Source organism: Cellulomonas jepli, assembly GCF_047229345.1.
GTDB lineage: Bacteria > Actinomycetota > Actinomycetes > Actinomycetales > Cellulomonadaceae > Cellulomonas_A.
Genome location: NZ_JBFTER010000007.1, coordinates 1 through 17379, shown reverse-complemented (window position 1 = coordinate 17379; position 17379 = coordinate 1). Strand labels below are relative to the sequence as shown.

Annotated in this window: 11 protein-coding genes and 1 pseudogene; 8 read left to right on the top strand and 4 right to left on the bottom strand. The window is 74.1% G+C overall.

Annotated features, from left to right (window positions below):
- Positions 1-94: 94 nt before the first annotated feature.
- The gene (locus AB6N24_RS02820) at positions 95-877 is read left to right on the top strand and encodes a TetR/AcrR family transcriptional regulator (RefSeq protein ID WP_412867918.1); all 783 of its coding nucleotides are present in this window, start codon (positions 95-97) and stop codon (positions 875-877) included.
- Positions 878-886: 9 nt separating this feature from the next.
- Positions 887-2605: a DUF885 domain-containing protein gene (locus tag AB6N24_RS02815; protein ID WP_412867917.1), complete on the top strand. Its 1719-nt coding sequence runs from the start codon at positions 887-889 to the stop codon at positions 2603-2605.
- 169 nt (positions 2606-2774) lie between these two features.
- Here AB6N24_RS02815 and AB6N24_RS02810 read toward each other — a convergent pair whose 3' ends face one another.
- Positions 2775-3341, bottom strand: a complete 567-nt coding sequence (locus AB6N24_RS02810) for a hypothetical protein (RefSeq protein WP_412867916.1) — start codon at positions 3339-3341, stop codon at positions 2775-2777.
- Between AB6N24_RS02810 and AB6N24_RS02805 the strand changes: the two are divergent.
- Positions 3235-3492: pseudogene (locus tag AB6N24_RS02805) on the top strand (DUF418 domain-containing protein); the annotation flags it as partial. The gene AB6N24_RS02810 and the pseudogene AB6N24_RS02805 sit on opposite strands and share 107 nt — an antisense overlap.
- A gap of 101 nt (positions 3493-3593) precedes the next feature.
- Here the strand turns inward: AB6N24_RS02805 and AB6N24_RS02800 are convergent.
- The 3 genes from AB6N24_RS02800 to AB6N24_RS02790 all read right to left on the bottom strand — a co-directional run bounded on the left by AB6N24_RS02800 (position 3594) and on the right by AB6N24_RS02790 (position 11414).
- Positions 3594-4172 carry a DUF4240 domain-containing protein gene (locus tag AB6N24_RS02800; RefSeq protein ID WP_412867915.1) on the bottom strand — a complete coding sequence of 193 codons (579 nt, stop codon included), beginning with the start codon at positions 4170-4172 and terminating at the stop codon, positions 3594-3596.
- Between the two features lie 23 nt (positions 4173-4195).
- The gene (locus tag AB6N24_RS02795) at positions 4196-10402 is read right to left on the bottom strand and encodes a polymorphic toxin-type HINT domain-containing protein (protein ID WP_412867914.1); all 6207 of its coding nucleotides are present in this window, start codon (positions 10400-10402) and stop codon (positions 4196-4198) included.
- Positions 10403-10769: 367 nt separating this feature from the next.
- Positions 10770-11414: a vitamin K epoxide reductase family protein gene (locus tag AB6N24_RS02790; RefSeq protein ID WP_412867913.1), complete on the bottom strand. Its 645-nt coding sequence runs from the start codon at positions 11412-11414 to the stop codon at positions 10770-10772.
- 218 nt (positions 11415-11632) lie between these two features.
- On the opposite strand from AB6N24_RS02790, the gene AB6N24_RS02785 reads away from it, so the two are divergent.
- The 5 genes from AB6N24_RS02785 to efeO all read left to right on the top strand — a co-directional run bounded on the left by AB6N24_RS02785 (position 11633) and on the right by efeO (position 17197).
- Positions 11633-12340, top strand: a complete 708-nt coding sequence (locus tag AB6N24_RS02785; RefSeq protein ID WP_412867912.1) for a nucleoside triphosphate pyrophosphatase — start codon at positions 11633-11635, stop codon at positions 12338-12340.
- Positions 12341-12517: 177 nt separating this feature from the next.
- Entirely contained in the window at positions 12518-14317 is a 1800-nt protein-coding gene (locus AB6N24_RS02780) for an acetyl/propionyl/methylcrotonyl-CoA carboxylase subunit alpha (RefSeq protein ID WP_412867911.1), read from the top strand.
- A gap of 19 nt (positions 14318-14336) precedes the next feature.
- Positions 14337-14837, top strand: coding sequence for an NUDIX domain-containing protein (locus tag AB6N24_RS02775; RefSeq protein WP_412867910.1), 501 nt, complete (start codon positions 14337-14339; stop codon positions 14835-14837).
- 173 nt (positions 14838-15010) lie between these two features.
- Positions 15011-15871 (top strand): iron uptake transporter permease EfeU, encoded by an 861-nt coding sequence (gene efeU / locus AB6N24_RS02770; RefSeq protein ID WP_412867909.1) that lies wholly within the window; start codon positions 15011-15013, stop codon positions 15869-15871.
- Positions 15872-15982: 111 nt separating this feature from the next.
- A complete protein-coding gene (gene efeO / locus AB6N24_RS02765) occupies positions 15983-17197 on the top strand; it encodes an iron uptake system protein EfeO (RefSeq protein ID WP_412867908.1) in 1215 nt (404 codons plus the stop codon).
- Positions 17198-17379 lie beyond the last annotated feature (182 nt).

Here is a 17379-nt window from a genome sequence, read left to right as displayed (position 1 = left end):
CTCGACCGACGTTAGCGTACGCTGTACGGGGTTGTCGAGCCTTCTGCCGCCGGACGGTCGACGGCACGGCGACCGTGTGCGGGAGGATGGCGGCATGGCGACCGAGTTCACGGGCACGGGCGACCCGGCCCGCAGCATGGAGCTGCTCTGGCGGGGGGACGACCACCCGCGTCCCACCCGCGGCCCCCGCGCCCGGCTCACCGTCGACGGCATCGTCGACGCCGCGATCGCGCTCGCCGACGCCGAGGGGCTCGCGGTCCTGTCGATGCGCCGCGTCGCCGAGCAGCTCGGCGTCGGTGCGATGTCGCTCTACACGCACGTGCCCGGCAAGGGCGAGCTCATCGACCTCATGCTCGACCGGGCGCTCGCCGAGGTGTACCCCGACGGCCCGCCGTCACCGCAGACCCCGTGGCGGGAGCGCCTCGAGCAGGTGGCGCGCGCCAACTGGGACTTCTACGTCCGGCACCCCTGGGCGCTGCACGTCGCGACGGGCCGCCCGCCGCTCGGCCCGCACCTCATGGCGAAGTACGAGATCGAGCTGCGGGCGGTCGACGGGACGGGGCTCGACGAGCTCGAGATGGACTCGGTCGTGACGCTGCTCAACGGCTTCGTCAACGGCACCGTCGGCGGCCTGCTCGAGAAGGGCGAGGCCGAGCGGACCACCGGCGTCACCGAGCAGCAGTGGTGGGACGCGACCGCCCCCTACGTCGACCGCGTCTTCGACGCCGAGCGCTACCCGACCGTCGCGCGCGTCGGACCGGTCGCGGGCGAGGCGCTGCAGGCCGCGTACGACCCGGACCACGCGTTCCACTTCGGGCTCGCGCGCCTGCTCGACGGGGTCGCCGCACTCATCGAGGAGCGCCGGACCGCCGGGTAGGGTCGCTGCGTGAGCACGAACCAGCACCTCAGCAGCCGCCGCGAACCCACCCCGATCGACGCGATCGCCGACGCGCACGTCATAACGGTCGCGCGCCTCGACCCCGTCCTCGCGACCGAGATGGGCGTCGCGGGGTTCGACCACGAGATGACCGACCTGTCCCCCGCGGGCCACGCCGCGCGCGCCGACGCGACGCGCAGCACGCTCGTCGCGCTCGACGCGCACGCGCCGGCCGACGAGGTCGACGAGGTCACGCTGTCCGCGATGCGCGAGCGCCTGGGCCTCGAGCTCGAGCTCGATGCGGCCGGCGAGAACCTCGCGAGCCTCAACAACATCGCCTCGCCCGTCCAGGGCCTGCGCGACGTGTTCGACAGCATGCCGACCGGCACCGTCGAGGCGTGGGAGAACGTCGCCGCCCGCCTCAACGCGGTCCCGGACTCGATGGCGGGCTACATCGAGTCGCTGCGCCTCGCCGCGTCGCAGGGGCACGTCGCCGCCGTCCGCCAGGTGCGCGAGGCCATCGAGCAGGCGACCGAGCTCGCCGACCCGTCGACCTCCTTCTTCACGACCTACGTCCAGGGTCCCGACGTCGCCGCGGCGCTCGACGAGTCCGCGTCGTGCTCGCTCGTGCGCGCCGAGCTCGAGCGCGGTGCCGCCGCCGCGCGCGAGGCCTACGCGCAGCTCACGACGTTCCTGCGCGACGAGCTCGCCCCGCAGGCCCCGCAGGCCGACGCCGCGGGCCGCGAGCGCTACGGGCTCTGGTCGCGCTACTTCCTCGGGGCGACGGTGGACCTCGAGGAGACGTACCAGTGGGGGCTCGAGGAGCTCGCCCGCGTCGTCGCCGAGCAGGAGGCGGTCGCGGCGCAGATCGCCGGGCCCGGCGCGACCGTCGAGCAGGCCGTCGCCGCGCTCGACGCCGACCCGACCCGCACCCTGCACGGCACGGACGCGCTGCGCGCCTGGATGCAGGAGACGTCGGACGGCGCCATCGCCGCGCTGAACGGCACGCACTTCGACATCCCCGAGCCGCTGCTCACGCTCGAGTGCCGCATCGCGCCCACCCAGAACGGCGGCATCTACTACACCGGCCCGAGCGACGACTTCACGCGGCCCGGGCGCATGTGGTGGTCCGTCCCGCCGTCGGTCACGACCTTCAACACGTGGCGCGAGAAGACGACGGTCTTCCACGAGGGCATCCCCGGGCACCACCTCCAGGTCGGCCAGGCCGTCCACGAGCGCGCGACGCTGAACTCCTGGCGCCGGCTCGCGTGCTGGGTCTCGGGGCACGGCGAGGGCTGGGCGCTGTACGCCGAGCGCCTCATGGCCGACCTGGGCTTCATGGACGACCCGGGCGACCGCCTGGGCATGCTCGACGGTCAGCGCATGCGTGCCGCGCGCGTCGTGCTGGACATCGGGGTCCACCTCGGCCTGCCCGCGCCCGAGCGGTGGGGCGGCGGCACGTGGGACGCCGACAAGGCGTGGCACTTCCTGCTCGCGAACGTCAACATGCCCGAGGCGTTCATCCGCTTCGAGCTCAACCGCTACCTCGGGTGGCCCGGGCAGGCGCCGTCCTACAAGGTCGGCCAGCGGCTCTGGGAGCAGGCGCGGGACGACGCCGCCGCCTCCGCCCGCGCGCGCGGCGAGCAGTTCGACCTGCGCGAGTTCCACAAGCGCGCGCTCGCGCTCGGTGGTCTGCCGCTCGACGTGCTGCGGACCGCGCTGGTCTGAGCCGGACGACGCACGCGAGGCGTCCAACCGCAGGGGTCCTGCGGGTGGACGCCTCGTCCGTCCCGGGGCGGAGCGAGCGCACCGGGCGGGGGTCCACGGACGGGCGCGCCGCCTGGGACCGCGCACGAGGCTGGTCGCGTGACCCCCACCACCCGCGCCGCCGGTTCGACTAGGAGACGGACGCCAACCCTCCGGCGACGCTGGGGAACCCGAGCGGCTGGATCGAGCTGCTCGCGCACCAGCGCTTCTTCCCGATCTTCTCGCTGCTGTTCGGCATCGGGTTCACGCTGTTCCTCGAGTCCGCGACCCGGCGCGGCGCCCCGAACCCCCGCGTCCTGCTGCTCCGCCGCCTGCTCCTGCTGCTGCCCCTCGGCATCGGGCACGCGTGCCTGCACCCCGGCGAGGCGCTCAGCCAGTACGCGGTGCTCGGGCTGCTCGTGCTGCTCCCGTCCTCCTGGCTCCCGCGGTGGCTCGTCGCCGTCGGCGGAGCGCTCGGCGTCGCGCTCGCGCTGTGGCTCTTCGAGGGCGGGCTGCCGCTCGTCCCCGGGCTCTTCCTCGTCGGCTCCGCGCTCGTGCGGTACGGCGTCGTCGAGCGCATGGGCCGACCGACGCTGCGCGGCAGCGGTCCGGTGTTCCTGGTGTTCGCCGTCCTCGCCGGCAGCGCGATCCCGTGGCACGTCGGCGAGATCACCGAGACCTGGTCGAGCCACTCGTCGGGCGTCACGGGCGGGCTCATGGCCGGCGCGTACGTCACCGGGACGCTCGTGCTGCTGGCGACCCCCGCCCGTCCGCTGCTGACCGCCGTCCTCGCGCCGCTCGGGCGCACGGCACTGACGAACGACGTGACCGCGACGTTCCTCATGTCCGGCGCGGGCCACCTGCTCGACCTGCCGCACACCGACACGTGCACGGGTCTGCTGCTGGCGGCGCTCGCGATCCTCGTCGCGCGCCGCAGCCCGTCGACACAGGCCGTCAGCCGCGCAGACCGTCAGCCGCGCAGGCCGACCAGCGAGACCAGAGCAGGGAGCCGGCTGTCGTACTCACGCCGCTCCCAGGACTCCCACGGCCTTCCTCGCAGCCCGGCGCCGCCAGAGCCGCCCCCGGCCTCCGGTGCGGCGGCCGCGACCGCCTCGAACCAGTCGTCCTCGTCGTCCGACCCCGTCAGCCGCGCCCAGGCGGTCCGGGCGAGGTCGTCGACCGGCTCCGGGGCGAGACGGCCGTCCCGCCGTCCGAGCACGAGCGGCGCGCGCTCGGCGAGCGAGTCCGCGTCCTCGACGGCGCGCTCGAACACCGCCCGGCCGGCGAGGACGAGGAAGTCCCGGAAGTCGCGGAAGGCGTCGTCGGAGTGCCACCCGTCGATCAGGTGGCACGCCGCCAGCAGGTCCCACGTCGCGGCCCGGCCGGCGACCACGTCCGCGTGCCGGGTGAAGCGGACCACCTCGTCGGGTGCGGCCCGGTCCACAAGCACGTCGCTGACCTCACTCCCCGCCACCGCCGAGGCACCACCGGTGCGGCTCGCACGCTCGACGGCCTCGTCGATGAGTGCCCAGAAGCGCTCGTCGTCCATCAGCTTCCTCCTCCAGCCGTCGATCAGGGCACGCCGGGAACGTTCGAGCGGTTCAGCAACGTCGAACCGCGCCACCCACCGTAGGAGTCGATCAGCGCCTGCTCCATCTTGTGGATCTGCGCCGGCGCTCCGCCGGGGACGGGGATCGTCCGGATCTGTGCGACGTCCGAGACCTTGTAGCCCGCGCTGGCGACGGCGTGCGTGCTGTCGGTGAAGGCGCGGTGCAAGCGCCGGTGGATCGTGTTCCGGAGGGTCGCCGAGCCGACGTACACCATCCCGTCCTTCATCTCGATCACGTAGACGCCGGCCGTGTCGGGGATGACCCCCGACGGCGTGAGGCTCGAGAACGTGCGGCACGCGTTGTGGACGAGAACCTCGTCAGCACCGACGTGGTACGTGTGGACCCCGGCGACCTCGAGGTTGTAGGCGAGAGCTGCGCGCGCGGTGGTGACCCGCAGACCGCTCACCGCGAGGACGCGACCGTCGGCCGTGAGGACCAGCTCGCCGGCCGCGAGCTCGTCGGCCCGCTCGAACCTCTGGTCGGTCACCGACCAGAACGGGTGGTCCTCCGTCGTCGCGAGAACCTCGCCGCCGGCGAGAGCCAGGTCGGTGACGGTGTCCTCGTGCACGAAGACGTGCTCGACGTCGCGTGCGCCTCGCTCCCCGGTCTCCGGGTCCGAAGCGACGACGTCGTCACCGACCTCGATCTCCGCGATCGGCTTGCGGGAACCGTCGGCCATCAGGACGGGCGTCGAACCGTCGAACGAGCAGGCCCGGGCTCCTGTCTCCGCCACGTCGTCCGCGGCGCGCGCCTGCGCCTTCGCGTTGGCCTTCTTCGCCGACGCGACCTCCTTCGAGGTCCTCGTCGCGACGGTCCTGGTGGACGCGGCGGCGTCCTGCGCCTGCTTGGCCGCGGTGTTCGCCTTCGTGACCGCGGCGGCGTCGGGCGTGACCTTCGTCGGCGTCGCCTTCGGGATGTCGTCGAGGGCTCGCCGGGCCGCCTTGAGCTTGGAGTACCCCTCGACGAGACGCTTGCCGACCCCGACCGCCTTGATCGCGACCTTCGCCGCCTTGAAGAGCTTGCCCCAGGGCACGGCGTTCAGAGCGGTCGAGATGCAGGCCCCGACGTCGCCCTCGGAGATGCACTTCCTCGCGTCCGTGACCCCGATCAGGTCCATGACCAGCGAGATGATCTCGTCGCCGATCTGGGAGACGAGCGCCTCCGCCTCGGCGACGGCCTTCTTCGCCGCCTCGCGCTGACCCGCGAACGGGTCCGTCGTCGTCGTGACGCCCGCGTCCGTGCCCGTGGCGTCGTCGGGCCGCTTGCCCGTCGGGTCCGTCGTGAACGTCGGTCGGTTCGCGACGTACGCGTACGACGACACCGCGGCGTTCTGCCCGGACCCGGCGACCGGGTCGATCGAGTCGAACCGGCCCGTGGACGAGTCGTAGTTGCGTGCCCGCAGCTGGTACCGGTCGGACTGGGTGACGTCCCGGTAGCCTCCCGCGTACTGCAGCGGGTTCGTGGGCGCCCCGGGGTCGAGCTGTCGGCCACCGTCCACCAGGTCGGTGCCGCGCGGGTTGCCGAACGGGTCGTGGTCGTAGGCCCACTGCGGCACACCGGTCTGCGACACGACCCCCGACACGCCGCCGAGCCAGTCGCGGACGTAGGCCGAGAACGTGCCGGGCTGCTCGCCCTCCTCGGTCGCCCCTCCGCCGAGCAGCGCGAGCGGTGACCCGTCGGGCGCGTACAGGAACGAGGTGGTGGACGACGACGTCTCGGCCCCGTCCCCGTCGAGACCTGACAGGGCCTCGGTCGCGAGCAGCGGCATCCCGGCCGCGACGTCCCAGGACCAGGCGGTCGCCGTACTCGCACCGGCGGTCTCGCCCTCCGGCCGCGTGACCGACCCCAGCCGCATCCCCGCGCCGTCGTAGGCGTACTGCGTCGAGCTCCCCCGGGCCGTCGCCGAGGCAAGCGACCCGTCGAGGTTGTAGGAGTACCGCTCGTCACCCGCGCGCGTCTGGTTGCCCTCGGCGTCGTAGGTGAACTCCCGGGTGCCGGCGCGCACGTCGCCCAGACCGGTGACCGTCCCGGTGACCGACGTGACCTCGCGCGTGAGCTGGTCCCCCGCGTCGTAGGTGTACGCGGTGCTCGCGGTTCCGGTCGCGGTGGTGATCTTCTGCGCGGCCCGGTTCCCGACCAGGTCGTAGGTGTAGTCGAACCGCTGCGTCGCCGACGCGCCCGGGGTGCAGCTCTCGGCGCCGTAGCACGCGGAGGTGAGGCGGTGCGCCTTGTCGTAGGCGTAGGCCGTGGTCTCCGTCACCGGGGTGCCGCCGGGTGTCGTGGTCCGCGCCGCCGAGATCCGGGTGGGGTTCCCGGCGGCGTCGAGGTCCAGGTCGTGCGACGAGACGACCTCGCCACCCGCACGCGTCGTGGCGACCCGGGTCATCCGACCCGCCGCGTCGTACTCCCGGTCCTCGGTCAGCCCGGTGGACTCCGGGAACGTGATCGCCGTGAGCTGGTTGGCGACGTCGTAGCCGAAGCCGTACGCCGCGCTCGTCCCGCCCCGGGTCGCGGTCAGCGACGTGAGGCGGTCGGCGACGTCGTAGGTGGCGGCGACGGTCGTGCCGTCCGGGTACGTGCGTGACGTCAGGTTGTCCTGGTCGTCGTAGGCGTACGTGAACTGCTCGACGGCGCCGTCGACACCCGTGCGCGTCACCCCCGTCAGCAGTCCCGTCGCGTCGAACGCGTGCTCGCGCACGCCGCTCGGGTCGGCGAGCGAGACGAGACGGTTCTTCGCGTCGTAGCCGTACGTGAAGACCTGCCCGTCGGCCCCGAGCTGCTTCGACGTGAGCCGGTCGAGCGTGTCGTAGTCGAACAGGACCGTGCGGGCCTCCCGGTTCGGGTCGACCCGCGGGTCGCCCTCCACGACCCGCGCGGCGACGAGCTGGGTGAGGTTGGAGTTCGCGTCGTGCACGTACTCGCGGCGCCGGCCCAGCGGGTCGGTCGTCGCCTTGGTGCGTCCGGCGCGGTCGTACTCGAGCGCCGCCTCGTGACCCAGCGGGTCGCGGCGCTTGATGACCTGCCCGTTCGCGTCGTACAGGTAGCGCAGCGACTGCTGCTCACCGCTCGCGTCGGGCCCGAGCACGGACGTCAGCCGGTCTGCGGCGTCGTAGCCGTACCGCACGGCCGAGCCGGTCGGGTCGGTCGTCGACGACAGCCGCCCGGACGTGTCGTAGGCCGCCTTCGTGACGTGACCGAGCGGGTCGCGGACCTCGACGAGGTTGCCCGACGGGTCGTAGGTGTAGCGGGTCGTGAACGCGGCCGGGTCGGCGCCCGCGACGTGGCCGCGCGGCTCGGTGACCGCCACCGGGCGTCCGTCGTCGTCGTACTCCCACGTGATGACGCCGCCCGACGCGGTGACCTGGCGCGTCGGGTTGCCGGCCTGGTCGTACTCGATGCGCGCGGGTGACTCGACGCCGGAGCCACCCGTGCGGCGGCCGGCCTTGTCGTACGTGAAGCCGAGGTCCTGGCCCGTCTCGTCGGAGATGTTCGTGACGTGACCGGACGGGTCGTAGCCGATCCCCGTCGTCGCCCCGAGCTCGTCGATCTGCTGGACCGGACGGCCCAGCTCGTCGAAGCGCGTGTCGACCTGCACCGGCCGGCCCTGCGGGTCCGGGCGCTCCGCGCGGATCAGGTTGCCGCGGAAGTCGTAGTGGAACGTCGTCGTGTACGCGGTGCGCCGAGCCTTCGCCTCCGCCTCGGACTCGCCGTCGCGCCGGGCCTGGTTGCCGAGCGGCAGCGTCTCGGTCTTCGCCCGACCCTGGCCGTCGTAGGTCCACGACGTGCGGTTGCCCTCGCCGTCGGTGACCGACGACGTCCGGCCCGCCTTCGTGTAGGTGTGCTCCGTGACGTTGCCGACCGGGTCCTTGAGCGTGACGAGCCGGCCCGAGTCGTCGTACGTGTACCGGTAGGAGTTCGCGAGCTGGTCGGTCACGACGACGACGTTGCCGAGCTCGTCGTACGTCGTGCGGACCGGGACGCTCTTGCCCGGGTCGAACCGCTCGAGCACGCGGTCCTGGTGGTCGTACACGACGCGCGTGCGGTAGGCGTCCTTGCTCGCACCCGCGACCGTGCCGCGGGGGTCGACGACCGACACCATGCGGCCCGTCGCGTCGTACGTGAACTCGGTGCGTCGGCCGGTCGCCGCGACCTCTGCGGTGCGGTTGCCCGCCGCGTCGTACTCGTAGCGCGTGACCTTGCCGCGCGGGTCCGTGCGCCGCGACAGCAGGCCCCGCGCGTCGTACACGTAGGAGTAGCCGTCGGACTGCTCGGGGTCCCTCTGGCTCGTGAGCTCCTGCTCGGCGTTGTACGCGTACGACCAGGTGCTGCCGCGGCCGTCGGTGTGCGACGTGAGGTTGTTGCCCGCGTCGAACGCGTTGCGCTCGACGTACTCGAACGGGGCCGGGGCCACGCGCTCGACCGGGTTGCCGTTCGGGTCGTGCGACGCCGCCGCCTGGTTGCCGTCGGGGTCGACGACGAGGCCCTCGTTCAGGCGGGCGTCGTAGCGGTAGGTGACCGTCTCGCCGTTGCCGTTGCGCGAGTACAGCAGCACGTTGTCGCGGTAGCCGTCGAGCGAGACGACGCCGTCGGGGTCCGTCGTGGTGGCGACCTGCTCACCCGCGTCCCAGGCGAACGTGCTCACGGCACCCGACGCGTCGGTCTGCTGCGTGACGCGGCCGTCCGCGTCGTACACGTTGGCGACGTCCCGCTTGCCGCGCGCGTTCGTGACCTCGGTGAGCCGGCCGCCGGAGTACCGGTAGCTCCACGTCAGGCCGCGCGCGTCCTGGACCTTCGCGAGGCGACCCTGGTCGTAGTCGAACTGCACGCTGCGCCCGTCGGGCAGCGTGATCCTGCTGATCGCCTCGACGTCGCGGCGGTTCTCGATGCGGACGACCCGACCGGCGGCGTCCGTGACGGTCGTGAGCAGGCCCGCGCTGTCGTAGGCGAGCGTGACGCCGTGGCCGCGGGCGTCCTCGACGGACAGCAGCACGCCGTTCGCGTCGAACTCGAGCCGGCGCTGGTCCGGCGGGGTCAGGACCCAGCCGCCGCCCGGGCGGTCGGTCAGCACCGCGCGCACGCCGGCCGGCCGCTCGTAGGAGCCGTCGGCGGCCCGCGTGTAGACGGCCTCCGCGCCGTCCTCCGCGCGCACCCGCACCGCGTCCGCACCGTCGCCGGCCTCGACCCGGGCGTCGTACGTCCACGTCCAGCCCGCGCCGAACATGCCGACGCCGGGGTTCGCGGACGAGTAGAAGCGCACCGCCTGGAACGGGATGCCGAAGCCGGACATCGTCAGGTCGGCCTCGGTGCGGTTGAACGCGCCGGTCCCGGTGTTCACGAGCGCACCGCGCAGCTCCTGGCCGTCGACGGTGCGCCCGAGGACGTTGGGGCACGCGCAGCCGGCCGCCTGCTCGGCCGAGAGGCTCGGCGGGACGACGGTCGTGCGCGGGCGGGCCGCAGCGGAGGGTGCCGAGTCCGCGCGCTCCCCCGCCTCGTCGAGCACCGTGATCGTCACCGTGTAGGTGCGCGTCGCGTCGAGGACCCAGCCGTCGGCGGCACCGAAGCTGCGGCAGAACTCGCGCGGGGAGCCGCACCGGGCCAGGTCGTCGCGGTCCAGGTAGCCGGACACCTGCGTCGCGCCCGTCGCGGCGTCGGTCACCGTGGCGAACCAGCGCGCCCAGGAGGTCGGGTCGCCGTCGGCCACGTCGGCGTCGAAGTACGTCACGAGCGACGTGTCGCCGAGCAGGTAGCCGGACCGGAGCAGCACGCCGGTCGCGGCACCCTCGGCCACGACGGCACCCGGGGCCGGCGGGGCCGCCGGCTCGGGGACGTCGGCGGGGTCGGCGGCGTCCGCGGCCGGCACGAGCAGCTCGGGAGCGGCGAGGGCGCCGGGCCACCAGGCGACGCGCGGCGAGGCCGCCTCGTCACCGGGGACAGCGGCGGCGTCGACCGCGGGCGGCACGACCGGCGCGTCGAGCCCGTCGCCTGCTCGGACGGCGGTCGGGGGGAGCGGCCGCTCGACCGGCGGAGCCCCCTCGGTCGCCACCGGCGTCTCGGCGACCGCCACCCCCGCGCCGACCGGCACGAGGCTGATCGACGTGGCCGCGACCGCGACCACGAGCGCCCGACCCACCACGACGCCGACACCACGCCGGCCTGCACGCACGTCCATCTCTGCCCCCTGGCACCCGTGCGCACCGGCCCCGCACGTCGTCGTGCGGTCGGGCTGCTCGACCCCGAGCCACCCGACCCCCCTGTCGGCAGCGGAGTCAACCCACGCGGCGCGTCACGCGTAAACGGACATCTCGGACACTGAGACGATCCGGCGCCGCGGCCTTGGGAGCGGTCTCACCCGGCCGCAGCCCGCCTCGCGTGGGCGGATCGAGCCGTCCCAGCAGGTGCTGCGGGGTTTCCCACACCCCACGCGACCGCGAGCCGGGCCCGCGTCCGCCGGAGACGACGACGGGGACGATGAGAGAAGTCTCATCGTCCCCGTCGAGCGGTGCGCGGGCTGCGGTCGCCGCTCGGCGACCGCTCCGTCAGGCGAACAGCGCGGCGCCGTGCTTCAGGACGATCAGCGCCGCCAGCAGGATGAGCCACGCGACGATGACGATGACGTCGTTGTCGGCGTCGACGAACTCCTTGGCCCAGCGCTGCACCCCGCGAGGGAGGTACAGGTTGTCCTCACGGATGTTGTAGTGCAGCAGCGACGCGAACACGAGCGTCGTCGAGACGGTCACGAGCATGCACCAGGGGCACAGCGCGCCGATCTCGAACAGCGACTGCTGGAACAGCCAGTACGCGAAGATCACGCCGATCAGGTAGACGAGCTGCGCCGAGAACATGAACCAGCGCGGGAACCGCACGCCCCCGAGCGCCGCGACGGCGATCGTGATGACCACCGGCTCGGCCATCAGGCCGAGGAACGCGTTCGGGAAGCCGAGGAGGCTGGCCTGGTCGGAGAGCGCGACCGTCGCACAGCTGATCACGGAGTTGATGTCGCACCCGAGCTTGGAGGTCGGGTCCGCCGCCAGGGTGATCGCCTCGGCCGAGAGGACGAGCGACGCCGTGAGGCTCAGCAGCGCGGAGACGAGCATCGTGCCGAAGATCCAGCCGCGCGAGTGCCGCAGCTCGCGCGCGCGGCCCACCGTGCTCGGTGGCGTGGGGTCGAGAACGTCGGTCATGGCAACAGGGGTCCTCACGGTCCGTCGAGGCTCGAGCCGGTCGCGGCGGTGCGTCGGTGAGCAGGTGTCGCCTGATCATCGCCCACGCCGGGCGCGCAGGTCGAGAATCGAAGGTCCCAGGACCCGCTGCGGGGCAGATTCACAGGAAACGTCCGTCCGGCGCCGCCACCGGCGTCCGGCCCGGCGCCTCCGCCGGCGCGTCGGTAGGCTCGCACGCCGTGACCCGACTGCTCCTGGCCTCCGCCTCCCCTGCCCGCCGCGCGACGCTGATCGCGGCGGGGGTCGACCCGCTCGTCGCCGTCTCCGCGGTCGACGAGGAGGCGACGCTCGCCGCCGCGCGCGAGCGGTTCGGCGAGCTCGAGCCCGCCGACGCGGTCCTGGTGCTCGCGCAGGCCAAGGTCGAGGACGTCGCCCGGACGCTCGCCGCAGCGCCCGTCGCGGGAGACGCGGGTGCAGCCGCGGACGACGAGCCCGACGACGACCTGCTGCTGCTCGGCTGCGACTCGATGCTCGAGCTCGACGGCGAGATCTTCGGCAAGCCCGCGAGCGCCGAGCAGGCCGTCGCGCGGTGGCGGACGATGCGTGGGCGCAGCGGCGTGCTGCACACGGGGCACTGGCTGATCGACGACCGGCCCGGCGCGGCCGACGGCGGGCGCGGGACGGGCGGCACGCTCGGGGCGACGTCCTCGACGGTCGTGCACTTCGCGGACCTGACCGACGACGAGATCGACGCGTACGTCGCGACGGGCGAGCCGCTCGCGGTCGCGGGCGCGTTCACGGTCGACGGGCTCGGGGGCGCGTTCGTGACCGGCATCGAGGGCGACCACCACGGCGTCGTCGGGCTGAGCCTGCCGCTGCTCCGCGAGCTCCTCGGCGAGGTCGGCGTGACGCTGCCGGAGCTCTGGCGCACGACCCCGGCCCGCTGACCGCCGCCGCGCGCGTTGTCCCCACCGGACAACCGCGCGGCCCACGACCGGACATCGTCGGCGCGCCGTTGGAGGAGTCCTACAAGACCGGTCCGCGCCCGATGGCCACATCCCCAATCTTCGGGCGCTCCGGCGCAGCAGGTGGGACCTGCGACCCTGGCCACGTTACGGTGAGCCGTGCCCCCCATCTCGAAGGTCCTCGTCGCCAACCGCGGCGAGATCGCCGTCCGCATCGCCCGCGCGTGCCGCGACGCCGGCATCGGCTCCGTCGCTGTCTACGCCGATCCCGACCGTGAGGCCCTGCACGTGCGCTCCGCCGACGAGGCGTACGCGCTCGAGGGCGCGCGCGCCCAGGAGACGTACCTCGACATGGGCAAGCTGCTCGACGTCGCGCGGCGCTCCGGCGCGGACGCCGTGCACCCCGGCTACGGCTTCCTCGCCGAGAACGCCGACTTCGCGCGCGCCGTGATCGCCGCCGGCCTGACGTGGATCGGCCCGCCGCCCTCCGCCATCGAGCAGCTCGGCGACAAGGTCAGCGCCCGGCACATCGCGCAGCGCGCCGGCGCGCCGCTCGTCGCCGGGACCCCCGAGCCGGTGCTCGACGTGCGGGAGATCCACGCGTTCGCCGCGGAGCACGGGCTGCCCGTCGCGATCAAGGCCGCGTTCGGCGGTGGCGGGCGCGGGCTCAAGGTCGCGCGCGAGGCCGACGAGATCGACGAGCTGTTCGACTCGGCGGTCCGCGAGGCCACCGCGGCGTTCGGGCGCGGCGAGTGCTTCGTCGAGCGGTACCTCGACCGGCCGCGCCACGTCGAGACCCAGTGCCTCGCCGACGCGCACGGCACGGTCGTCGTGGTCTCGACGCGCGACTGCTCGCTGCAGCGCCGCCACCAGAAGCTCGTCGAGGAGGCGCCCGCGCCGTTCCTGACCGACGAGCAGAACGCCGAGCTCGTCCGCGCGTCGGTCGCGATCCTCCGCGAGGCCGGCTACGTCGGCGCCGGGACGTGCGAGTTCCTCGTGGGCGCCGACGGCACGGTCAGCTTCCTCGAGGTCAACACCCGGCTCCAGGTCGAGCACCCGGTGACCGAGGAGGTCAGCGGCATCGACCTCGTGCGCGAGCAGCTGCGCATCGCCGCGGGCGAGCCGCTGGGCTACGACTCCGTGGCCACGCGCGGGCACTCGATCGAGTTCCGGATCAACGGCGAGGACCCGGCCGCCGGGTTCCTGCCCGCGCCGGGTCGCATCACGACGCTGCGCTTCCCCGCCGGGCCGGGCGTGCGGGTCGACTCGGGCGTCGTCGAGGGCGACACCGTCTCGGGCGCGTTCGACTCGATGGTCGCCAAGCTCATCGTCACGGGCGCCACGCGCCGCCAGGCCGTCGAGCGGGCCCGCCGGGCGCTCGCCGAGCTCGAGGTCGTCGGGATCCCGACGGTCGTGCCGTTCCACCGCGCGGTGCTCGAGGAGGACGCCTTCGTCCCCGCGGACCCGCAGGAGGCGTTCCGCGTGCACACGCGCTGGATCGAGACCGAGTTCGCGGACCGGCTGCCGGGGCTCGCGGGTGCTCCCGTGGCTCCCGTCGGGACCCGCCCGGCCGAGCCCGAGGAGCCCGAGTCGTTCGAGCGCGTCGTCGTCGAGGTCGGCGGCAAGCGGCTCGAGGTCGTGCTGCCGTCCGCGCTCGCGCTCGGCGGTGGCCGGGGCCGGCCCAACGGGTCCGCGCGCCGACCGGTCCGGCGTGCGCCGTCGCGGGCGACCGCGAGCGCCGGCGGGATCACGCTCGCCTCGCCGATGCAGGGCACGATCGTCAAGGTCGCGGTCGAGGACGGCGCCCAGGTGGCGGAGGGCGACCTCGTCGTCGTGCTCGAGGCCATGAAGATGGAGCAGCCGCTCGTCGCGCACCGCGCAGGCACCGTCACGGGGCTCGCCGCGGGCGTCGGCTCCAGCGTGAGCGCCGGCACCGCGATCTGCGACATCGTCGGCTGACGGGCCACGGTCCGGCCGCATGACGGAGCACGCGCACCACCGCCTGCCGGGCGACGGCTGGGTCGAGTGCGCGTGCGGGCGGCGGCACTGGGGGCTGCTCGGCGCGGCGGGGCTGCTGCTCGGGCGCTGGGACGCGGGGTCGGGTGGGCTCGACGCGGTCGTGCTGCAGCACCGTGCGCTGTGGAGCGACCACGGTGGGACCTGGGGGCTGCCGGGCGGTGCGCGCGCCCCCGGGGAGTCCGCGGCCGACGCGGCGCTGCGGGAGGCGCACGAGGAGGCCGGCGTGCCGGCGCGTGCGGTGCGCGTGCTCGGGACGCACGTGCTGGACCACGGGACCTGGAGCTACACGACCGTGCTCGCCGAGGCGGTCACGGCGTTCGAGCCGGCCGTGACCGACGCGGAGAGCCTCGAGGTGCGGTGGGTGGCCGCCGCGGAGGTCGACGCGCTGCCTCTGCTGCCCGCGTTCGCCGACGCGTGGCCCGCCCTCCGCACCCGCCTGGCTGCCGCCCGCGCGGCGTGATGCCCGCGGTCGCGGGTGACGGCTCTCACACCCACCCGTCCGCGAGACGCCTCCCGAGCGGCGCGCGGGGTGCAGTACATTCCCCACGGTGAGGTAAGGCATCCCTCACTACGACAGCCACCCACCGACACCCCCGGACGCGGGGACGGGCCGGTCCTGGAGCGAGAGCCGCCATGTTCGCCAACTACCTGATCGGCCTGCGCGAGGGCCTCGAAGCGGCGCTCGTCGTCGGGATCCTCGTCGCCTACGTCGTGCGGACGGGGCGCCGGGACCTGCTGCCCGCGCTGTGGTCCGGCGTCGGCATCGCCGCCGTCGTCTCGCTCGGCTTCGGCGCGCTCCTCACGTTCGGCCCGCAGGGCCTGACGTTCGAGGCGCAGGAGGCCATCGGGGGCTCGCTCTCGATCGTCGCCGTCGGGCTCATCACGTGGATGGTCTTCTGGATGGCGAGGACCGCCCGGCACCTCAAGGCGGACCTGCACAGCCGCCTGGACGACGCGATCAGCGCCGGCAAGGGCGCGGTCACGGTCATGGCACTGCTCGCCGTCGGGCGCGAGGGCCTCGAGACCGCGCTGTTCCTGTGGGCCGGGGCCAAGGCCACGGGCGCCTCGACCTCGCCGCTGCTCGGCGCCGCGCTCGGGCTCGCGACCGCCGTGGTGCTCGGCTGGCTCGTGTACCGCGGCGCGGTGCGCCTGAACCTGCGCACGTTCTTCGCGTGGACCGGCCTGTTCCTCGTCGTCGTGGCCGCCGGGGTGCTGTCCTACGGCGTGCACGACCTGCAGGAGGCCCGCATCCTGCCCGGCCTGTCGAACCTCGCGTTCGACGTCTCGGCCACCATCCCGCCGTCGAGCTGGTACGGCACGCTGCTCAAGGGCGTCTTCAACTTCTCCCCCGCCACCACGTGGCTCGAGCTGGTCGCCTGGGTCGCGTACGTCGTCCCGACCGCGTTCTTCTTCGTGCGCACGACGTGGGGCGGACCGCCGGCCCCGGCCCGCACACCCGCCCCCGCCGTGAGCACCGCCGCCGCGCCCGCCTGAGCTCCCCGTCGTCGCGGGCCTCGCCCGACCGACCGCCCGACCCGCCCCGGCACCACCGCCGCCGCGCGCGCACCACCGCCGCAGACCCCGCCCCGCCCCCGGAGGACCGTCATGCCCCGCCCCGCCCTCACCGCAGCCGCCCTCGCCGCGCTCGTGCTGCCCCTCGCCGCGGGCTGCGTCGCGAACGAGCCCGCCGCGTCGGCGCCCGACGGGCGCGACGCCACGACGGGCGGCGTCCTGACCGTCGACTCGTCCGCGTCCGACTGCGCGGTCTCGGCGGCCGAGGCCCCCTCGGGCACGCTCACGTTCTCCGTGACGAACTCCGGCGACGACGTCACCGAGTTCTACCTGCTCGGCGAGGACGGCCTGCGCGTCGTCTCCGAGGTCGAGAACATCGGCCCCGGCCTCACGCGTGACCTCGTGGTGCAGGCGCGCCCGGGCAGCTACTTCACGGCGTGCAAGCCCGGCATGGTCGGTGACGGCATCCGCGCCGAGTTCACCGTGACCGACTCGGGCGCCGACGTGGGCCCCACGGGCGACACCGCGCAGCAGCTCGCGGCGGCCGAGGCGTCGTACGTCGCCTACGTCAAGGACCAGGTCGCGAGCCTCGTGACCGGCACCCAGGCGTTCGCCGACGCCTACGTCGCGGGCGACGACGAGGCCGCGCGCCAGCTCTACGCCCCGACGCGCGTGCACTGGGAGCGCGTCGAGCCCGTCGCCGAGTCGTTCGGCGACCTCGACCCGCTGCTCGACCTGCGGGAGGCCGACCTCGAGGAGGGTCAGGCGTGGAGCGGCTGGCACTACGTCGAGAAGGACCTGTGGGCACCGGCGCCCGAGGACAACGGCGGGGTCGCGTACACGCCGCTGACCCCCGAGCAGCGTCAGGTGGCCGCGGCCGACCTCGTGCGGTACACCCAGCAGCTCGCGGACCAGGTCAACGCCGACGACTTCACGTTCGAGTCCTTCCAGATCGCGAACGGCGCCAAGGAGCTCCTCGACGAGGTCGCCGGCGGCAAGGTCACCGGCGAGGAGGAGATCTGGTCGCACACCGACCTGTGGGACTTCGAGGCCAACGTCGACGGCGCGTGGGTCGCGGTCGAGGTGCTGCGGGACGTCGCCGAGGCGGAGGACGCGGAGCTCGTCGCGACGCTCGACGAGCGGTTCACCGCGCTGCGCGGCCTCCTCGCCGAGCAGGGCAGCGTCGACACGGGCTTCCCGACGTACGACGCGCTCTCACCCGAGGACATCAAGGCGCTGGCCGCGGCGGTCGACGCCGTGAGCGAGCCCCTCTCGCAGCTCACCGCGACCATCACCGGCGCGGCCTGACCCGCGGCGCGACCGGCCCGGCGAGGCGCGAGCCGCGCACCCCGGACCCGCGCACCCGAGGAACCCACGAGGACCGAGGACCCCGATGACCACCGACGACACCACCCCGTCCCCCGACGGCACGGCACCCGCCGAGCCGCCGGCCCGCGGGCTGTCCCGGCGCGGGCTCCTCGGCCTCGCGG